The sequence below is a fragment of the Sphingomonas yunnanensis genome (assembly GCF_019898765.1).
In the GTDB taxonomy this organism is placed as follows: Bacteria; Pseudomonadota; Alphaproteobacteria; order Sphingomonadales; family Sphingomonadaceae; genus Sphingomonas; species Sphingomonas yunnanensis.
Map to the genome: position 1 here is coordinate 269,641 of NZ_JAIOKB010000005.1, position 15,898 is coordinate 285,538.

General features: G+C 71.4%; 13 protein-coding genes. 7 read left to right on the forward strand and 6 right to left on the reverse strand.

The window, feature by feature from the left end:
* Window positions 1-41: 41 nt before the first annotated feature.
* On the reverse strand, window positions 42-704 hold the full coding sequence (locus K7957_RS15260; protein WP_223012844.1) for a hypothetical protein: 663 nt from the start codon (window positions 702-704) through the stop codon (window positions 42-44).
* 294 nt (window positions 705-998) lie between these two features.
* Here K7957_RS15260 and K7957_RS15265 point away from each other — a divergent pair, with 294 nt between their 5' ends.
* The 3 genes from K7957_RS15265 (at window position 999) to K7957_RS15275 (ending at window position 6,986) form a co-directional block, all read left to right on the forward strand.
* Window positions 999-1,805: a DUF815 domain-containing protein gene (locus tag K7957_RS15265; protein WP_223012962.1), complete on the forward strand. Its 807-nt coding sequence runs from the start codon at window positions 999-1,001 to the stop codon at window positions 1,803-1,805.
* Between the two features lie 197 nt (window positions 1,806-2,002).
* Complete coding sequence (locus K7957_RS15270) at window positions 2,003-5,128, forward strand: TonB-dependent receptor domain-containing protein (protein WP_343228427.1); 3,126 nt, start codon at window positions 2,003-2,005, stop codon at window positions 5,126-5,128.
* A gap of 235 nt (window positions 5,129-5,363) precedes the next feature.
* Entirely contained in the window at window positions 5,364-6,986 is a 1,623-nt protein-coding gene (locus K7957_RS15275) for an alkaline phosphatase D family protein (RefSeq protein WP_223012846.1), read from the forward strand.
* 56 nt (window positions 6,987-7,042) lie between these two features.
* Here K7957_RS15275 and K7957_RS15280 read toward each other — a convergent pair whose 3' ends face one another.
* On the reverse strand, window positions 7,043-7,426 hold the full coding sequence (locus K7957_RS15280; protein WP_223012848.1) for a winged helix-turn-helix transcriptional regulator: 384 nt from the start codon (window positions 7,424-7,426) through the stop codon (window positions 7,043-7,045).
* Window positions 7,427-7,527: 101 nt separating this feature from the next.
* On the opposite strand from K7957_RS15280, the gene K7957_RS15285 reads away from it, so the two are divergent.
* Window positions 7,528-8,640: an NADH:flavin oxidoreductase gene (locus K7957_RS15285; protein ID WP_223012850.1), complete on the forward strand. Its 1,113-nt coding sequence runs from the start codon at window positions 7,528-7,530 to the stop codon at window positions 8,638-8,640.
* Between the two features lie 287 nt (window positions 8,641-8,927).
* Complete coding sequence (locus K7957_RS15290) at window positions 8,928-9,116, forward strand: hypothetical protein (RefSeq protein ID WP_223012852.1); 189 nt, start codon at window positions 8,928-8,930, stop codon at window positions 9,114-9,116.
* A 7-nt stretch (window positions 9,117-9,123) separates the two neighbouring features.
* On the opposite strand, the gene K7957_RS15295 is transcribed toward K7957_RS15290, so the two are convergent.
* From K7957_RS15295 to K7957_RS15305, 4 genes are all read right to left on the reverse strand, one after another.
* Window positions 9,124-9,873, reverse strand: coding sequence for a methyl-accepting chemotaxis protein (locus K7957_RS15295; RefSeq protein ID WP_223012854.1), 750 nt, complete (start codon window positions 9,871-9,873; stop codon window positions 9,124-9,126).
* 91 nt (window positions 9,874-9,964) lie between these two features.
* Window positions 9,965-12,877 (reverse strand): TonB-dependent receptor domain-containing protein, encoded by a 2,913-nt coding sequence (locus K7957_RS15300; RefSeq protein WP_223012857.1) that lies wholly within the window; start codon window positions 12,875-12,877, stop codon window positions 9,965-9,967.
* Window positions 12,878-13,130: 253 nt separating this feature from the next.
* Window positions 13,131-13,253, reverse strand: coding sequence for a hypothetical protein (locus K7957_RS20595; protein ID WP_281422872.1), 123 nt, complete (start codon window positions 13,251-13,253; stop codon window positions 13,131-13,133).
* 133 nt (window positions 13,254-13,386) lie between these two features.
* Window positions 13,387-14,085 (reverse strand): pirin family protein, encoded by a 699-nt coding sequence (locus K7957_RS15305; protein WP_223012859.1) that lies wholly within the window; start codon window positions 14,083-14,085, stop codon window positions 13,387-13,389.
* Window positions 14,086-14,198: 113 nt separating this feature from the next.
* Here K7957_RS15305 and K7957_RS15310 point away from each other — a divergent pair, with 113 nt between their 5' ends.
* Together K7957_RS15310 and K7957_RS15315 are read left to right on the forward strand one after the other, a co-directional pair.
* Window positions 14,199-15,128: a LysR family transcriptional regulator gene (locus K7957_RS15310; protein WP_223012861.1), complete on the forward strand. Its 930-nt coding sequence runs from the start codon at window positions 14,199-14,201 to the stop codon at window positions 15,126-15,128.
* Window positions 15,129-15,422: 294 nt separating this feature from the next.
* On the forward strand, window positions 15,423-15,809 hold the full coding sequence (locus tag K7957_RS15315) for a hypothetical protein (protein WP_223012863.1): 387 nt from the start codon (window positions 15,423-15,425) through the stop codon (window positions 15,807-15,809).
* Window positions 15,810-15,898: the final 89 nt, after the last annotated feature.

Genomic DNA, 15,898 nt, shown 5'->3' on the forward strand with positions numbered 1-15,898 from the left:
CTAGGGTGAAGCCGCGCGACGTTTCTCGTCCTGCCGGCACGTCACGGCAGGAGGCTGCCCGTCCGGAACAGCCGGTCCTCGAGCAGCGGGACGATCTCCTCCTCCTCGGTGGCGCGCGCCGGATCGAGCGCGAGCAGCGCGGCGAGCGCGTGCCAGCCGTAGCGCGGTGTCACGGTGGCGCCACCGGGGGCGCCGAGCCGACGGATCACGCCGAGTCCCTGCTCGATCTCGCCGTCCCCGCCGACCTCGACCGCGCTCTCTCCGTTCACCAGCACGGGTGCGCGCAGGTCCCCGCCGACCACCAGCACCGACTCCTCGCGCGCGGTGTAGATCCAGTCGCCGACGATCAGGTCGCCGGTGACGACCACGCGACTGCCCCAGTCGTTGAGCAGGCTGCCGCAGCGAAGGCTGCCGAAGATCACCAGCGCGGCATGGCCGTCGTTGCCGTCCACCTCCTGGGTCGAGACCTGGCCGGTGACGCTGAGATCGCCCTCGATCAGCGTCAGCAGCGTCTGCGGGGTATAATCGCCCGCGATCGCGACGTCGCCGCGGTGGCGCCCGGCGCTGACATCGTCGGGCTCGAGCACGGGCGAGACCAGTTCGATCTGCGAGAGCAGGTCGGCGAGCGCGGCATCGGGCAGCATCTCGACCAGCGTCGCGATCTTGTTCTGCCACGTCTCCATCGGCATCCGCTGCCACGCCATCGCACGTCTCCTCGCTCGTCCAAGGGGTTATAGGAAGAGGATGGGGCCCGGCCGGCGACGCGGGCCGGCGCCTGACCCGGATCGAACGGGGGTACGGAAGGAAGGATCTCCCTGCTCGAAGCTGACCCGTGCTCCGGCGAACGCCGGAGCCCAGGTGCGCAGAGATGACGCTCGTGGCGCTGGGCTCCTGCTTGCGCAGGAGCACGCCGGCGAGCCGAGCGGCGGATCATGCCCTGGCGCGGACCCTCGGCGCACCCCTTGAGCCGCACGCGGCGCGCGGCTAGCCCCGCGGCGATGGACCCGCTCGACCGCATCGCCGCCGCGCTGGAGCGGCTCGCGCCCCCGCCGCCGCCCGCCGCCGACCCGCTGGCGCACCCGGCCTATGTCTGGCGGGGCGGCGTGCTGGTCGCCGCGCGCGCCTTCGCGCCGCTCGACCTCGCGCTGCTCCAGCGCGTCGACCAGCAGCGCGACGCGCTGGTGGCCAACCTCGAGCGGCTCGCCGCGGGCCATGCCGCGCAGGACGTGCTGCTGTGGGGCGCGCGCGGCACCGGCAAGTCGGCGCTGGTCAAGGCGAGCGTCGGCGCGGTGCAGGCGCGCGGCGGCGCGCTCGCGCTGGTCGAGGTGGCGGCGGAGCAGCTCGCCACGCTGCCCGCGCTATTCGACGTGCTGGCGCGGCAGCCGCGCGCTTATGCTTTGTTCGTGGACGATCTCGGCGTCGACGACGCGGGCGAGGCGCGCGCGCTGCGCTCGCTGCTCGAGGGCGGCGCCGAGGCGCGCCCCGCCAACGCGCGGCTGATCGTCACCGCCAACCGCCGCCACCTGGTGGTGCGCGAGCACGCCGCCGCCGAGCGCGCGATCAACCCGCGCGACGCCGACGACGACCAGCTCGCGCTCGCCGACCGCTTCGGGCTGAGCCTCGGCTTCCACGCCGTCGACCAGGACCATTATCTCGCGATCGTCCGCGCTTACGCTGAGCGGCATGGGCTGGCCTTCGATCCCGCCGAGGCGGTGCGCTGGGCGACGCAGCGCGGCAGCCGCTCCGGCCGGGTGGCGTGGCAATATGTCGTCGAGCTCGCGGGGCGAAGCGGCATCTCGTTGTGATCACCAGATGAATTAGGACAGTATCGGTGACGGACCGCGCCTGCTTCGCGCCAGGTTGAGCCACTGCCGGAGTTTACAATTCGGTGACGAGAGCGTCTTTTTAACTATCGCCGCAGCGGAGCGCCCGACTCCGCGCGGCATGGGAAGCATGACACTCGCGCTGCCTCCTGGCGCGTGGGTGCACCAGGGAGTCCACCGTGTCCGATCATCGTCTGTTCTCGCGCGCGTCGCTGCGCAACGGCGTCGCTTGCTCCGCGCTCGCGCTCGCCAGCCTGACCGTCCTCGCCGCCGCACCGGCCTATGCCCAGGCCGCCTCGCCGACCACGCCCACGCTGCCCCAGGCCGAGCAGCCGCCCGCCCCGGTCGAGCAGAGCCCGGTCGAGCCCGCCGCCGGCCCCGAGGCGCCCGCCGGCGGTGACATCGTCGTCACCGGATCGATCCTGCGCACCACCGATCGCGCCAGCCCCTCGCCCGTCACCACGGTGAGCGCCGAGGCACTCGACCAGCGCGGCGTCACCACGGTGCAGGAGGGCATCCAGCAGCTCACCTCGAACAACGGCCCGGCGCTGACCAACTCCTTCACCGCCAACGGAGCCTTCGCCGGCGGCGCGTCGGCGGTGTCGCTGCGCGGCCTGTCGACCAACTCGACGCTGGTGCTGTTCGACGGGGTGCGCGCGGCCTATTACCCGCTCTCCGACGACGGCACGCGCAACTTCGTCGACCTCAACACCATCCCGGACGACATCGTCGACCGCATCGAGGTGCTGCGCGACGGCGCCTCGTCGAGCTACGGCGCCGACGCGATCGCGGGCGTGGTCAACATCATCACCAAGCGCCAGTATAAGGGCATCGGCGGCCGCGCCGAGGCGGGCATCAGCGAGCGCGGCGACGCCTCGAACCAGCGGCTCAGCCTGATCGCCGGCACCGGCGACCTCGACGACAACGGCTATAACGCGTATGTCAGCGGCTTCTATTTCCGCCAGAGCGCGCTGTACAACCGCGACCGGCCGTACCCGTACAACACCGACGACCGCCGCCGCATCTGCAACGACGGCGAATGCGGCCCCAACCAGGTGGTCAACGGGCTCGACGGCGACGGCGGCTACACCTTCTCCGAGGGCGTCTTCAACACCGGCGGTACGCTCTACGTCCGCCCGTTCGACGCCACCAACACGACAGCGCAGGGGCGCTATCAGCAGCTCAACCCGGCGCTCGGCTGCCGCACTGGGCCGAGCTACGCGCTCAACGCCGCCGACCTGGCGCGCACCGACGCGGACGGCAACCTCGTCAACGCCGCCGCGCCGACCTCGGTATGCCAGGACGATCTGGTCAACAATTACGGCGTGATCTCGCCCCAGATCGAGCGCTTCGGCGGGTCGGCGCGCTTCACCGCGCGCGTCGGCGACAATGCCGAGGCCTATGCCATGTTCAACTTCCAGCAGAGCCGGGTAGGCTATAGCGGCAATCTCGGGACGATCCGCGGCAACGCCAATGCCGGCATCGACTATCCGCGCTTCACCACCAGCGGCACCGGCGGCGCCTTCGCGCCGGGCTCGTTCGCGCTGACGCTGCCGGTCTATGTCTGCGCCAACGGCGTGGGCGCGGCCAACGGCGTCGACACCGGCTGCAACGCCGCCAACGGCACGCTCAACCCCAACAACCCGTTCGCGGCGAGCAACCAGGTGGCGCGGATCGTCGGGCGCGTGCCGAGCATCCGCACCTATGACGAGACGCGCAGCCGCGTGTACCGCGCCGCGCTCGGCATCAAGGGGCAGGTCGCCGACAGCTGGGACTATGCCGTCGACGCCACCGCGATGCACACCGACCTGCGCCGGCTGCAGCAGGGCTATGTCCGCATCGACAACCTGCTCACCGCGATCGCGCAGGGCAGCTACAATCTCGTCGACCCGTTCGCCAACACCCAGGCGCAGCAGAACTTCCTCTCGCCCGACAATGTCACCGACGCGCAGTCCGATCTCGCGCAGGTGCAGGCGACGCTCGGCCGCTCGCTCGCGACGCTGCCCGGCGGCCCGCTCCAGCTCGGCCTCGGCATCGCCTATCGCTATGAGTCGATCAACTCGCCGAGCGCCAACGCCGACTATAACGGCCCGACCGACCGCTATTTCGTGCTCAACGCCTTCGGCATCGACGGCAGCCGCTCGGTCTACTCGGCGTTCGGCGAGCTGAACGCGCCGATCGTCGACCAATTCCTCGTCAACGTCTCCGGCCGCTACGATAGATATTCGAGCGGGCAGAGCGCCTTCTCACCCAAGGTCGGGGCCAAGTTCACGCCGTTCCGCCAGCTGGCGATCCGCGGCACCTACTCGCGCGGCTTCCGCATCCCGAGCTTCGGCGAGGCCAACTCGCTGCCAACCAGCGGCTTCGTCAACGCCTCGAAGAGCACCTACTCGGACGCGTTCCTGGCGCAATACGGCTGCTCGCAGGCGACCTTCACCTCCTGCCCGGCCTATATCAGCAACTCGTCCTACGGGCAGACGACGCGCGCCACGCCCGACCTCAAGCCCGAGAAGTCGCGCAGCTTCACCGCGGGCGTGATCTTCGAGCCGATCCGCCAGCTGACGCTGACGGTCGACTATTTCAACATCAAGAAGACCGACGCGATCGCCGCCGCCGACAACCAGGCCGCGATCGACGCCTATAACGCCGGGCAGGCCGCGCCCGCCGGCTTCGGCCTCGTGCCCGATGTCGCCGACCCGAACTTCCCCACCGCGCGCCCGCGGCTCGCCTTCGTCGAGGCGAGCTACGTCAACGAGAACACGATCCGCTCGCAGGGCATCGACTTCGGCGCGACCGGCACGCTGGACGTCGCCGACGACGTCAGCTTCACCTCGGCGGCGCAGGCGAGCCTGATCCTCGAGCTGTCCACCGAGTTCGCCGACGGGTCGAAGCAGACCTACCAGGGCACGATCGGCAACTACAACCTGACCGCCGGCTCGGGTACCCCGCGCTGGCGCGGGACGTGGCAGAACACGCTCAACTACAAGGCCTATACGCTGAGCGCGACGGCGCAATATTTCGACGGCTACAACCTCTCGGCGGAGGATCAGGGCGGCACGCGCGGCGACTGCTCGCTCAACCCGGGCTATGTGCCGTGCGACGTCAAGAGCTACATCACCGTCGACCTCACCGGCAGCGTCAAGATCAACGATCGCGCGACCTTCTACGTCAACGTGATCAACCTGTTCGACGACCTGCCGCCGATCGACCCGGTGACCTACGGCGCCAACCTCTACAACCCGGTGCAGGGCGGCACGGGCATCTTCGGGCGCATGTTCCGCGCCGGCTTCAAGGTCGGCCTGTGATCTAGCGGGGCGCTTCTTACTGCCGTCATCCTGAACTTGTTTCAGGATCTACGGTGCCGCAGTCTTACTGCCTGCGGTGCTCGCGGCGCGGTGGATCCTGAGACAAGTTCAGGATGACGACAAAAAGGGGGCCGGTCGATCCGCTGAAGCGGCGTGCTTCCTCCCCCCCTGTCACACCGGCGTCATCGACCGGGCCGAGAGCGCGCGGGAACTCGCTTCCCGGGGAACCGCCACGATGACGCTCACGCTCTCCCGCCGCTCGCTGCTCGCCACCGGCACGCTCGGCCTCGGCGCGCTCGCGCTGCCCGGCTTCGCCGCCGCGCAGAGCGTGCTCGCCGCGCGCGGCTTCACCCATTCGGTGGCGAGCGGCGAGCCCGCGGGCGACTCGATGCTGCTGTGGACCCGCTACGTCCCCGCCGGCGGCGACTCGGCGCGGCTGGTCGCCGAGATCAGCGACACCGCCGACTTCGCGCGCGTGATCGCGTCGGGCGCCTTCGTCACGGGCGCGTGGCGCGACTGGACCGCCAAGGTGACGCTCGACGGCCTGACGCCGGGCACCGACTATCACTATCGCTTCGTCGCCGCCGACGGCACGCGCTCGCCGGTCGGCCGCACGCGCACCTTGCCCGGCAACGGCGCGCGCGACTTCACGGCGGCGATCTTCTCCTGCTCGAACCTCGGCTTCGGCTGGTTCAACGCTTATGGCCACGCCGCCGCGCGCGACGACCTCGATCTGGTGATCCACCTCGGCGACTATTTCTACGAATATTCGCCGGGCAATTACCCGCCCAAGGCGGCGCAGGTGCCCGGTCGCGTGCCGCAGCCGCTCGCCGAGACGATCCACCTCGCCGACTATCGCCTGCGCTACGCCAGCTACCGCGCCGACCCCGACCTACAGGCGCTGCACGCGCGTGTCCCCTGGGTGGTGCAGTGGGACGATCACGAGAGCGCCAACGACAGCTGGGAGGGCGGCGCCGAGAACCACGACCCCGCCACGGAGGGCGATTGGAACCAGCGCCGCGCCGCCTCGGTCCAGGCCTATCGCGAGTGGATGCCCGTCAGCGAGGAACCGTGGAAGGCCTATGACATCGGCACGCTCGCGACGCTGTGGCGTACCGAGACGCGGCTCTTCGCGCGCTCGCGCCAGAACGAGATCGCGACGCTGCTGCGCGCGCCCGACCCCGCCGCCGCGCTCAAGGCGTTCCGCGACGGCGCGTGGCAGGACCCGGCGGTGACGATGATGGGCTCGCAGCAGGAGGTGTGGCTGGCGCACGACCTGCGCCGCTCGGTCAAGCAGGGGCAGCGCTGGCAGGTGGTCGGCTTCGGCACGATCATGGGCAGGCAGCAGCTGCCGGTCGCGGCCGAGGCGCTGCTCGGCGGCGGCACCGGCCATGTCGACGACTATGTCCGCGGCGCGATCGCGGCGACCCGCGCGGGGGTGGCCTCCAATCTCGACTCCTGGGGCGGCTATCCCGCGGCGCGCGCGCGCTTCCTGCGCTCGGCGCAGGCGGCCGAGGCCGAGCTGGTGGTGCTCAGCGGCGACAGCCATAACGCCTGGGCGTTCGACCTGGCGCAGGACGGCCCCGCGGGGGTCGAGTTCGCGGGCCAGGCGGTGACCTCGCCCGGGTTCGAGAGCGCCTTCGCCACCGATCCGGCACGGGTCGCGCGGATGATGGTGGAGGGCAATCCCGAGCTGAGATGGTGCGACACGTCGCGGCGCGGCTATATGGCGCTGACGATCACCCCCGAGCAGGTGCGCAACGACTGGCTGTTCGTCGACACGATCCGCCAGCGTACCCCGCGCGCCAGCGTCGGCCACAGCGCCACGGTGCGGCGCGGGCGGCGGGTGATGGCATAGGCGTCACTGCCCCTCCCCTTCAGGGGAGGGGATAGCCGGCGCCCACTCCCGTGACGTCAGCCCACGCGCGCGTCGAACGCGGCGCGTGCCGCGTCGACCTCGGGCATCGCCTCGCGCGTCCAGCGGTACAGCGCGCGGAAAGGCGGCTGGAGCGAGCGGCCGAGCGGCGTGATCGCATATTCCACCGCCACCGGCGAGGTCGCCAGCACGCGCCGCTCGACCAGACCGTTGCGCTCCAGCCGGCGCAGGCATTGTGTCAGCGCCTTCTGCGTCACCCCTTCCAGCCCGCGTCGGATCGCGTTGAAGCGCAGCGGCCCGTCGTCGAGCACGGTCAGCACCATCATCGACCATTTGTCGGCGATCTGGTCGAACAGGTCGCGGCTCGGGCAGTCGCTGGAGAAGCGCCGCCGGCACTCGGCCTTGTCCGCGGGCAGATGCATGGCAGTTTCCTCGACGATACCTAGTGACGCGACGGCGCCTCATTGACACCTGGTATCTTAGATATACCTAAGGAGCCTCTATCGCAACGGAGCTTGCCCGCATGGCCTCGGCCGACATCCTCTTCCGCCCGTTCCGCCTCAAGTCGCTCGAGCTGGCGAACCGCATCGTCATGGCGCCGATGACACGCACCTTCGCGCCCGAGGGCGTGCCCGGCGGCGCCAACGCGGCCTATTATCGGCGTCGCGCCGAGGGCGGCGTGGGCCTGATCCTGTCCGAGGGCACGGTGATCGACCGCCCCGCCGCGCGCAACGAGCCCGCCATCCCCTTCTTCCACGGCGAGGCGGCGCTGGCGGGCTGGCAGCAGGTGATCGACTCGGTCCACGCCGCCGGTGGCAAGATGGGCCCGCAGCTGTGGCACACCGGCTCGACCAGTGGGCAGAGCGGCTGGGAGCCCGAGGTGGCGGTGGAGAGCCCGTCGGGGCTGCTCGCACCGGACAAGCCCCGCGGGGAGGCGATGAGCGAGGAGGATATCGCCGACACCGTCGCCGCCTTCGCGCGCGCCGCGGCCGACGCTAAGCGGCTCGGCTTCGACACGGTCGAGATCCACGGCGCGCACGGCTATCTGATCGACCAGTTCTTCTGGTCGGGCACCAACAGGCGCGACGATCGCTACGGCGGCGCCACGATCCGCGAGCGCGCGCGGCTCGCGGGCGAGGTGGTGGCGGCGATCCGCGCCGCGGTGGGCGAGGATTATCCGATCATCCTGCGCGTCAGCCAGTGGAAGCAGCAGGACTTCGGCGCGCGGCTGGCGCACACGCCCGACGAGATGGCGGACTGGCTCCAGCCCTTGGTCGACGCCGGGGTAGACGTGCTGCACTGCTCGCAGCGGCGCTTCTGGGAGCCCGAGTTCCCCGAGCTGGACGGCGAGCAGGGGCTGAACTTCGCCGGCTGGGCGAAGAAGCTCACCGGCGCGACGACGATCAGCGTCGGCTCGGTCGGCCTGTCAGGCGAGTTCATCGCGGCGTTCGGCGGCGAGGCGTCGCGGCCCGAGGGGCTGGAGCGGCTGATCGAGCGGATGGAGCGCGACGAGTTCGACCTGATCGCGGTCGGCCGCGCGCTGATCAGTGACCCGCAGTGGGTCGCCAAGGTGCGCACGGGCGACAGCGACGGACTCAAGGACTTCGACGCGAGCGCGCTGCGCGAACTGGTGTGAGGTGAGGGCGCGGGGGGTGGCAGGGCACGTCCTCCTCGCGCCACTTTCGTCATCCCCGCGCAGGCGGGGATCCAGACGCGCGGACCTTTGTGAGGGAGCCGGGGCGTCGGCGTGTAGGGATCCCCGCCTGCGCGGGGATGACGTATTCCGTAAACGCCACCGCGCGGGTCAGAGCCACCGCGTGGCTCGGGGCCACCGCCGCGTTCCGCTCGATCGCGGCTCCTGCGCCGCGGGCGGTGCGCAGCGTCGCGCGATGCGTTAGGCTCGCGTGAGTCGGAGACACGCGCATGTTCATGGACTTCCGCGATCAGCCCCTGCCACCGCGCTGGGAGCCACGCCCGCCCCGCCCGCGGCTGTCGGCGCGACAGGAGCGCTGGCTCGGGCGGCTGGTGCTCGTCAACATGCTGCTGCTGCTGCTCGCGCCGATCGGCGGCGCGACGCTGATCGACGCGTTGCTCACCTTGTTCCGGAACTGACCCGGGCTCAGCCGCGCGCGCTGCGCGGCCGCAGCGTCACCGCACGAGTGTTCGGCTCGGCGGGGTCGAGCCGGAAGCGGCCGACCTGACCGCCCAGCGTCGCGGCGCGCTCGGCGAGGCCGTGGGTGGCGGCGTTCGTCTGCTGCGCCATCGCCGCATTCTCCTGCGTCATGCGGCTCATCTCGGCGATGGCGGTGTTGACCTGCGCGATCCCGCCGGCCTGCTGGCGCGCGCCGGTCGCCACCTCGCCGACCAGCCCGCGCACGTCCTCGACCCGTGCCAGGATCTGGCGCAGTGCCGCCGCGGTCTCGTCGACGAGGCCGACCCCGGTGCCGATCTCGTCCGCGGTAGCGGCGATCTGCGCCTTCACCTCGCCCGCCGCCCCGGCCGAGCGCTGCGCCAGCGCGCGCACCGCCTGCGCCACCACCGCGAAGCCGCGGCCGGCGTCGCCGGCACGCGCCGCCTCCATCCCGGCGTTGAGCGCGAGCAGGTTGGTCTGGAACGCGATGCCGTCGATCACCGCGATGATCTCGCCGATCGCTCTGCCCGATCGCTCGATCCCGCTCATCGCCGCGATCGCGGGCGTCGCGATATCGCCCCCGGCGAGCGCCGCGGCGCTCGCGTCCGCGGCGAGCCGGTCGGCGCGCGCGCCGTCCCCCGCGGTGGCGGCGATGCTCCGGGTCAGCTGGTCGAGCGCCGCGGCGCTCTGCTCCAGCGCGGCGGGCTGCCGCTCGGGCGAGGTGATGCCGGCGCGCACCCCGACGAACTCCTCGCGCGCATAGCCGAACAGCCGCAGCGTGGCGGGATTGCCGTCGAGGCGGCGACCGTGGCCGCCGCCCCACCGCGGGTCAGAAGCCGTAGCTCAGCCGCGCGTAGCCGAAGCGGCCGGGCACGTCATAGGTGGTCGGGTCGTAATTGTTCAGGCTGCACGAGAAGCAGGCGGGCGGATCGGTGTCGAACACGTTGTTGACGCCGAGCGTGAGCCCGATCTTCTCGTCGAGCCAGGACGGGCGGAACGACAGCTGCACGTCGCCGTAGAAGCGGCTCTTCAACTTGTTGCCGCCCTGGCTCTCGACCACGTCGTCGATGTAGCGGCCGGTGAACGCCGCCGCGACCGGGCCGATGTCCCAGTCGAGCGTCGCCTGGCCCTTGAAGTGGGGATAGGCCTGGTCCGGGCTGCCGCGCTCGGTGCCGGTGTAGCTGGTCGTGGTCGTGCCGTCGGTGGCGGGGACGATCTCCTCGTACCTCAGCAGGTAGTTGCCGCTCACCGACAGGCCGAACGTGCCCGCGCCGGTCGGCTGCGTGCGCAGGTTGAAGGTGGCGTCGATCCCGCGCGTGCGGATCCCGCCGGTGTTGAGCAGGGTGCCGTTGATCGAGGAGATGAAGCCGTTGGGCGTGCGCGCCACCGCGCCGCACGACAGGTCGTCGCCGGTCTGGACGCAGCGGTCGAGCAGGACGTTGGCCGGGATCGAGGCGATCGCGCCGTCCACCTTGATGTCATAGTAATTGACCTCGAGACTGAGCGCGCTGGCGAACCCCTGGCGCGCCCAGGCCGGGCTGTAGACGCCGCCGAACACCCAGGTGCGCGCGGTCTCCGGGCGCAGCGCCGCGTTGCCGCCGGTCTGCACGCTGATCTGGCCGCCCTGCGGCTCGGTGTAGCTGCCGTTGGCGGGGACGCCGTTGGCGATGCAATTGGCGCGCACTGTCGGGTTGCCCTGGAACAGCCCGCCCGCGGCGCTGGTGCAGGGATCGTCGAGCGGCTGGTCGAAGCGCGACTGCGCGCCGAACAGCTCGCCGATCGAGGCGGCGCGATAGCTCTCGGCATATTGGCCGCGCAGCAGCAGGTCGCTGACCGGCTTCCACAGCGCGCCGCCCGAGTAGGTCGTGTTGCCGCCGTACGTCGAGAAGTTGGAGTGGCGCACCGCGCCGTTGAGCTCGACCAGCTGGAGGAAGGGCACGTCGCGGATCAGCGGCAGCCGGATCTCGCCGTACACCTCGTCGACGTTGAAGCGGCCGCGCGCGGCCTGCGCGGGGATGTCCGCGCCGAGCCCGGCCTGGATCACCGGATCGGGGGTGAAGCTGCCCTGCTGGTAGCGATGCTCATAGCCCGCCGCGATGCCGATCGGGCCGCCCGGCAGGTCGAACAGCTCGCCCGACACGTTGAAGGTATAGTCACGCAGCTGCTGCTGGCTGCGCGAGCGCTCGTCGAAGCCGACGAAGCTCAGCATCTCGGGCGTGATCGAACCCTGGCCGCCGAAGATGTTGAACGGCACGCACCCGTCGGTGCACTGGCTGACGGGGCCGAGCGCCTGCGCCAGCCGCGCGGCGTTGAGGTTGCCGGTGAAGAGCTGGTGCGCGTCGTTGCTGCCGAGCACCGCGTTGGCGTCATAATACCAGTTCTTGCCGAACAGCTGGAACTTGCCGTCGACCGTGCCGGTGACGGTGAAGGTGTCGACCGTCTGGCTGTAGGTGCGCTGCCCCGCCTCGATCAGGCGGCGGCCGATCAGCGAGTAGGTCGCGGCCTGGCCGTTCGCCCCCGAGTTGAGCGTGATGCCGAACGGGTTGAAGGGGTTGGTGGCGTCGATCGAGATCGTGTCGAGCAGGTTGCCGTTGCCCGCGTCGGGACCGATGTTGAGCGGAAGGAAGGCCGCGCGGTTCTGCGACTGGCGGTGCGCCCAGGTCGCCTTCAGCCGCACGTTGAACAGATCGCTGAACTCGGCGCGCGCGTTGGCGAAGCCGCCGTAGCGCTCGTTCGGCGTCAGGAAGTAATTGTACGGCGCGAAGTTGAAGCGGTCCGCGCTGGTGAAGGCGCGGAAGTCGCCGCCGACCAGGGTGGGATCATAGACGCCGCGACCGTTGAGCGGGGCGTTGCGCACCGTCACCGTGCCGCCTGCGGGCAGCGAGGGGTTGCCCGGGCTGAACACGACTCGCCCGTTAAGCGCGGCGCCCGAGCAGCCGCCGATCACGTCGGTGCAGCTGGTCTGGCCCGGATTGGGGAATTGCGAGATGCTGCGGTCGGCGGCGCTGACCGGGTCCTGCTTAGTGTAGAAACCGCCGACGTCGAGATGGACCCGCTCGCTGCCGCCGCCCCAGCTCAGCTGGTAATTCTGCGTGCCGCCGTCGTTCTCGCCGAGATACTGGCCGTATTGCGCCTGCGCGCGGAAGCCCTTCTGGCCCGATCGGGTGATGATGTTGACCACGCCGCCGATCGCGTCCGAGCCGTACAGCGCGGAGGCGGCCGACTGCAGCACCTCGACGCGCTGGATCATCACGTCCGGGATCGAGTTGAGGTCGACCGTGCCGGGGATGCCGCTCGCGCTCGCGCCGTTGACGTAGCGCAGGCCGTCGACCAGCACGAGCGTGCGCTTGGCGCCGAGGTAGCGAAGGTCGATCGCGGCCGAGCCGGCGCCGACGCCGCCGCCGTCGGGCGGGTTGCCGAGGTTGCCCGAGTTGTTGAACTTGGAATTGAGCCCGCCCGACGAGGCCGGGATGCGCTGCAGCACATCGGCGATCGAGGAGAGGCCGGTCTTGGCGATCGCGGCCTCGTCGACGGTCACGACCGGCGAGGGATTGTCGAGCGGGTCGCGGCGGATGCGCGAGCCGGTCACGACCACGTCCTCGCCGGTCTGCGCGGCGATCTGCGCGGCGTCCTGCTCGGGGGCGGCCTGGGCGTGCGCCGCGGCGGGCAGCGCCGCGGCGGCGGTGAGCGCGAGCAGGCTTGATGCGAGGAGGCGGTGACGTCGGGCGAGCGATCGCTTCATGGGTCTTCCCTGTGCAGCGGCGCCTTGTGCGGCGCCTGTCCGACAGGATGCTGCAGAGCGACGGGGCTAGGCGGCAAGGTTATTTGTAGTGCGAAATGATCTTCGACAGAAAATATCAGGGCATTGTGGTAAATAAGACACGTAGATGACAGTCGCAGTCGCGAGGTCCGCCACGAGGATTGCCGGGGGCGGCTGACCCGACCCTGGCGTTCTTCCTCCCGGTCCTCAGTCGGGATGGTCGCTCCCCGTCAGCTCACAGCCGCAGCGACACGCCCGCGACGATCTGCCGGCCGAGCAGGTCATCGCCCATGATCGTGGCGCTCCCGTCCTGCCGCGGGATGCCGGTGCCCTCGAGGGCGTAGAAAGTGAGCGGCATGGCCCCGCGGTGGCGCCGGTTGACCGAGACGCTGGTGCTGTTGTCCGGCGCGGTCCAGGTAGGCGCAGCTGCGGTGCCAGCGCGGCAGGCGCTCGCCGCAGCCCGCGCCGGCGAAGCGTTGCCGCGGCCGACGTCAGGCCGCGTCGACCAGCACCAGCTCGCTGTCCTCGAGCGCGATGACGCTCAGCACCTCGACCTCGCTGATCGCGGCGCCGTCGCGCGCCGCGACGCGGACACCGTCGATCTCGACCGCGCCGGTGGCGGGCACCAGATAGGCCTTGCGGTCGCGGCCGAGCGGATAGTCGGCGCGTTCGCCCTTGCGCAAGGTCGCGCCGACCACCCGCGCGTCGGTGCGGATCGGCAGCGCGTCGCCGTCGCCGTCGTAGCCGCTGGCGAGCGTGACGAACTGGCCCGAGCGCTCGCCCCTGGGGAAAGGCTTGGCGCCCCATTGCGGCTGGTCGCCGGTGCGCGTCGGCACGATCCAGATCTGGAAGATGCGCGTGGTCACGTCCTCCATGTTATACTCGGCGTGGCGGATGCCGGTGCCCGCACTCATCACCTGCACGTCGCCCGCCTCGGTGCGGCCGGTGTTGCCGAGATTGTCCTGGTGCGTGATCGCGCCCTCGCGGACATAGGTGATGATCTCCATGTCGCGGTGCGGGTGCGGCGGGAAGCCGGTCTTGGGCGCGATCGTGTCGTCGTTCCAGACGCGCAGATTGCCCCAGTGGGTGCGTGCGGGGTCGTGGTAGCCGCCGAAGGAGAAATGGTGCTTGGCGTCGAGCCAGCCGTGGTTGGCGCCGCCGAGCGAGGCGAGGGGGCGGAGGTCGATCATGCTGTTCACTCCCGTTGGCCGGCGCGTCGCCGGGGCATGGCGATGATCTAGGGCTTGCGGACCCTCGCGTTCAGCCGGATAAATTCGTCCGTCATGTTCGAGGAAGTGGAACAGTGAGCGAGCCCGGCACGCCGACCTTCGACCAGCTGCGCCTGTTCCTCGCGATCGTCGACGAGGGCAGCTTCGGCGCGGCGGCGCGCCGCCTCAACCGCGCGGTGTCGGTGGTCAGCTACGGCATCGCCAACCTCGAGGCGCAGCTCGGGCTGATCTTGTTCGAGCGCGAGGGCACGCGGCGCCCGGTGCTGACCGAGGCGGGGCGCGCGGTGCTCGCCGAGGCGCGCGCGGTCGCCGCGGGGATCGACGGGCTGCGCGCCAAGGCGCGCGGGCTGCTCCAGGGGCTGGAGGCCGAGGTGGTGCTCGCGGTCGACGTGATGCTGCCGGCGGAGCGGCTCGGCCGCGTGCTGCGCGGCTTCGCGCGCGACTATCCCACGGTGGCGCTGCGGCTCCAGGTCGAGGCGCTGGGCGCGGTGGCGGCGATGGTGCTCGACCGCGCCGCCGCGATCGGCGTGTCCGGCCCGCTCGCCGCCGGGGTGGAGGGGCTGGAGTGCGAGGCGGCGGGGGCGCTGGCGATGGTGCCGGTCGCCGCCCCCGACCACCCGCTCGGGCGCATGACGTCGATCGCGCCCGGCGCGGCGCGCGGCTACACGCAGCTGGTGCTGAGCGACCGCTCGCGCTTCACCGAGGGGCGTGACTTCGCGGTGGTGAGCCACCAGACGTGGCGTCTGGCAGACCTTGGCGCCAAGCACGCGCTGCTGCGCGAGGGGATCGGCTGGGGCAACATGCCGCTGCCGATGGTGGCGGACGACCTGCTCGCGGGTACGTTGGTGCGGCTGGCGCTGCCCGACCATCCCGGCGGCATCTACCGCTTCGGCACGATCTGGCGCCGTGACTCGCCGCCGGGGCCGGCGGCCTCGTGGCTGCTGGCGCAGTTCGTCGCGGAGGGGCGGGCCGACGCGGCCGAGGCGGGGCTGGGGGATATCTGAGGGCCAGTCGTAGATCCTCCTGGCTCGGGGCGGGGGGGGGGGAGGGCCGAGCAGGTCGCCATGTCACCCGGACATGGCTGGGATTGCCGGGGGCAATTCCACCTGCACGACAGCCGCAGGCTGGTGGAGGGGGGCTGCCACAGGCGCTGTGCTTCGCGGCGAGCCCCCTCCACCACGCCGCTGCGCGGCGCGGTCCCCCCCCCCCCCGCCAAGCGGGGAGGATCTAATTCTTCCCCGATGCCGTGCTGACCGACGTCGTTGCGCCGCCCTCAGCGGGCGCCTAGTCCACTTCGCGTGACGTCGCTGCGCCGACTCCTCGCGAACAGCCCGCGCCTGGCCCTGTGGCTGGTGGCGGCGGCGCTCGCGGTGCGGTTGCTCATCCCGGCCGGCTACATGCTGAGCCCGACCCGGCCGCTCGCACTCGTCGCCTGCCCCGGGGTCGCGCCGGTGGCGCATCACGGCCACGCCGGCTCCCCGGCCCATCACCAGGCGCCCGACCAGCCCTGTGCCTTCGCCGCGCTCGCCGCGCCGCTCGCGGTCGCCGCCGCGCTGGTGCTGCCCGCGGTGGCACTGCGCGTTGCCGCTTCGCCGGCTCCTCGTCCGCGCGCCGTCGCCGCGCCGCGCGCGCCGCCGCGGTGGCGCCCGCCGCTGCGCGCGCCGCCGCTCGCCCTCCTCGCCTGACCCGTCGCCGGCGCGCGCGCCGGTGCCCGTTCCAGCCGCGCGCGTGCCCAGCGCCGCGCGCGGGCGCACGAGGGATCGTCCGCGATGAC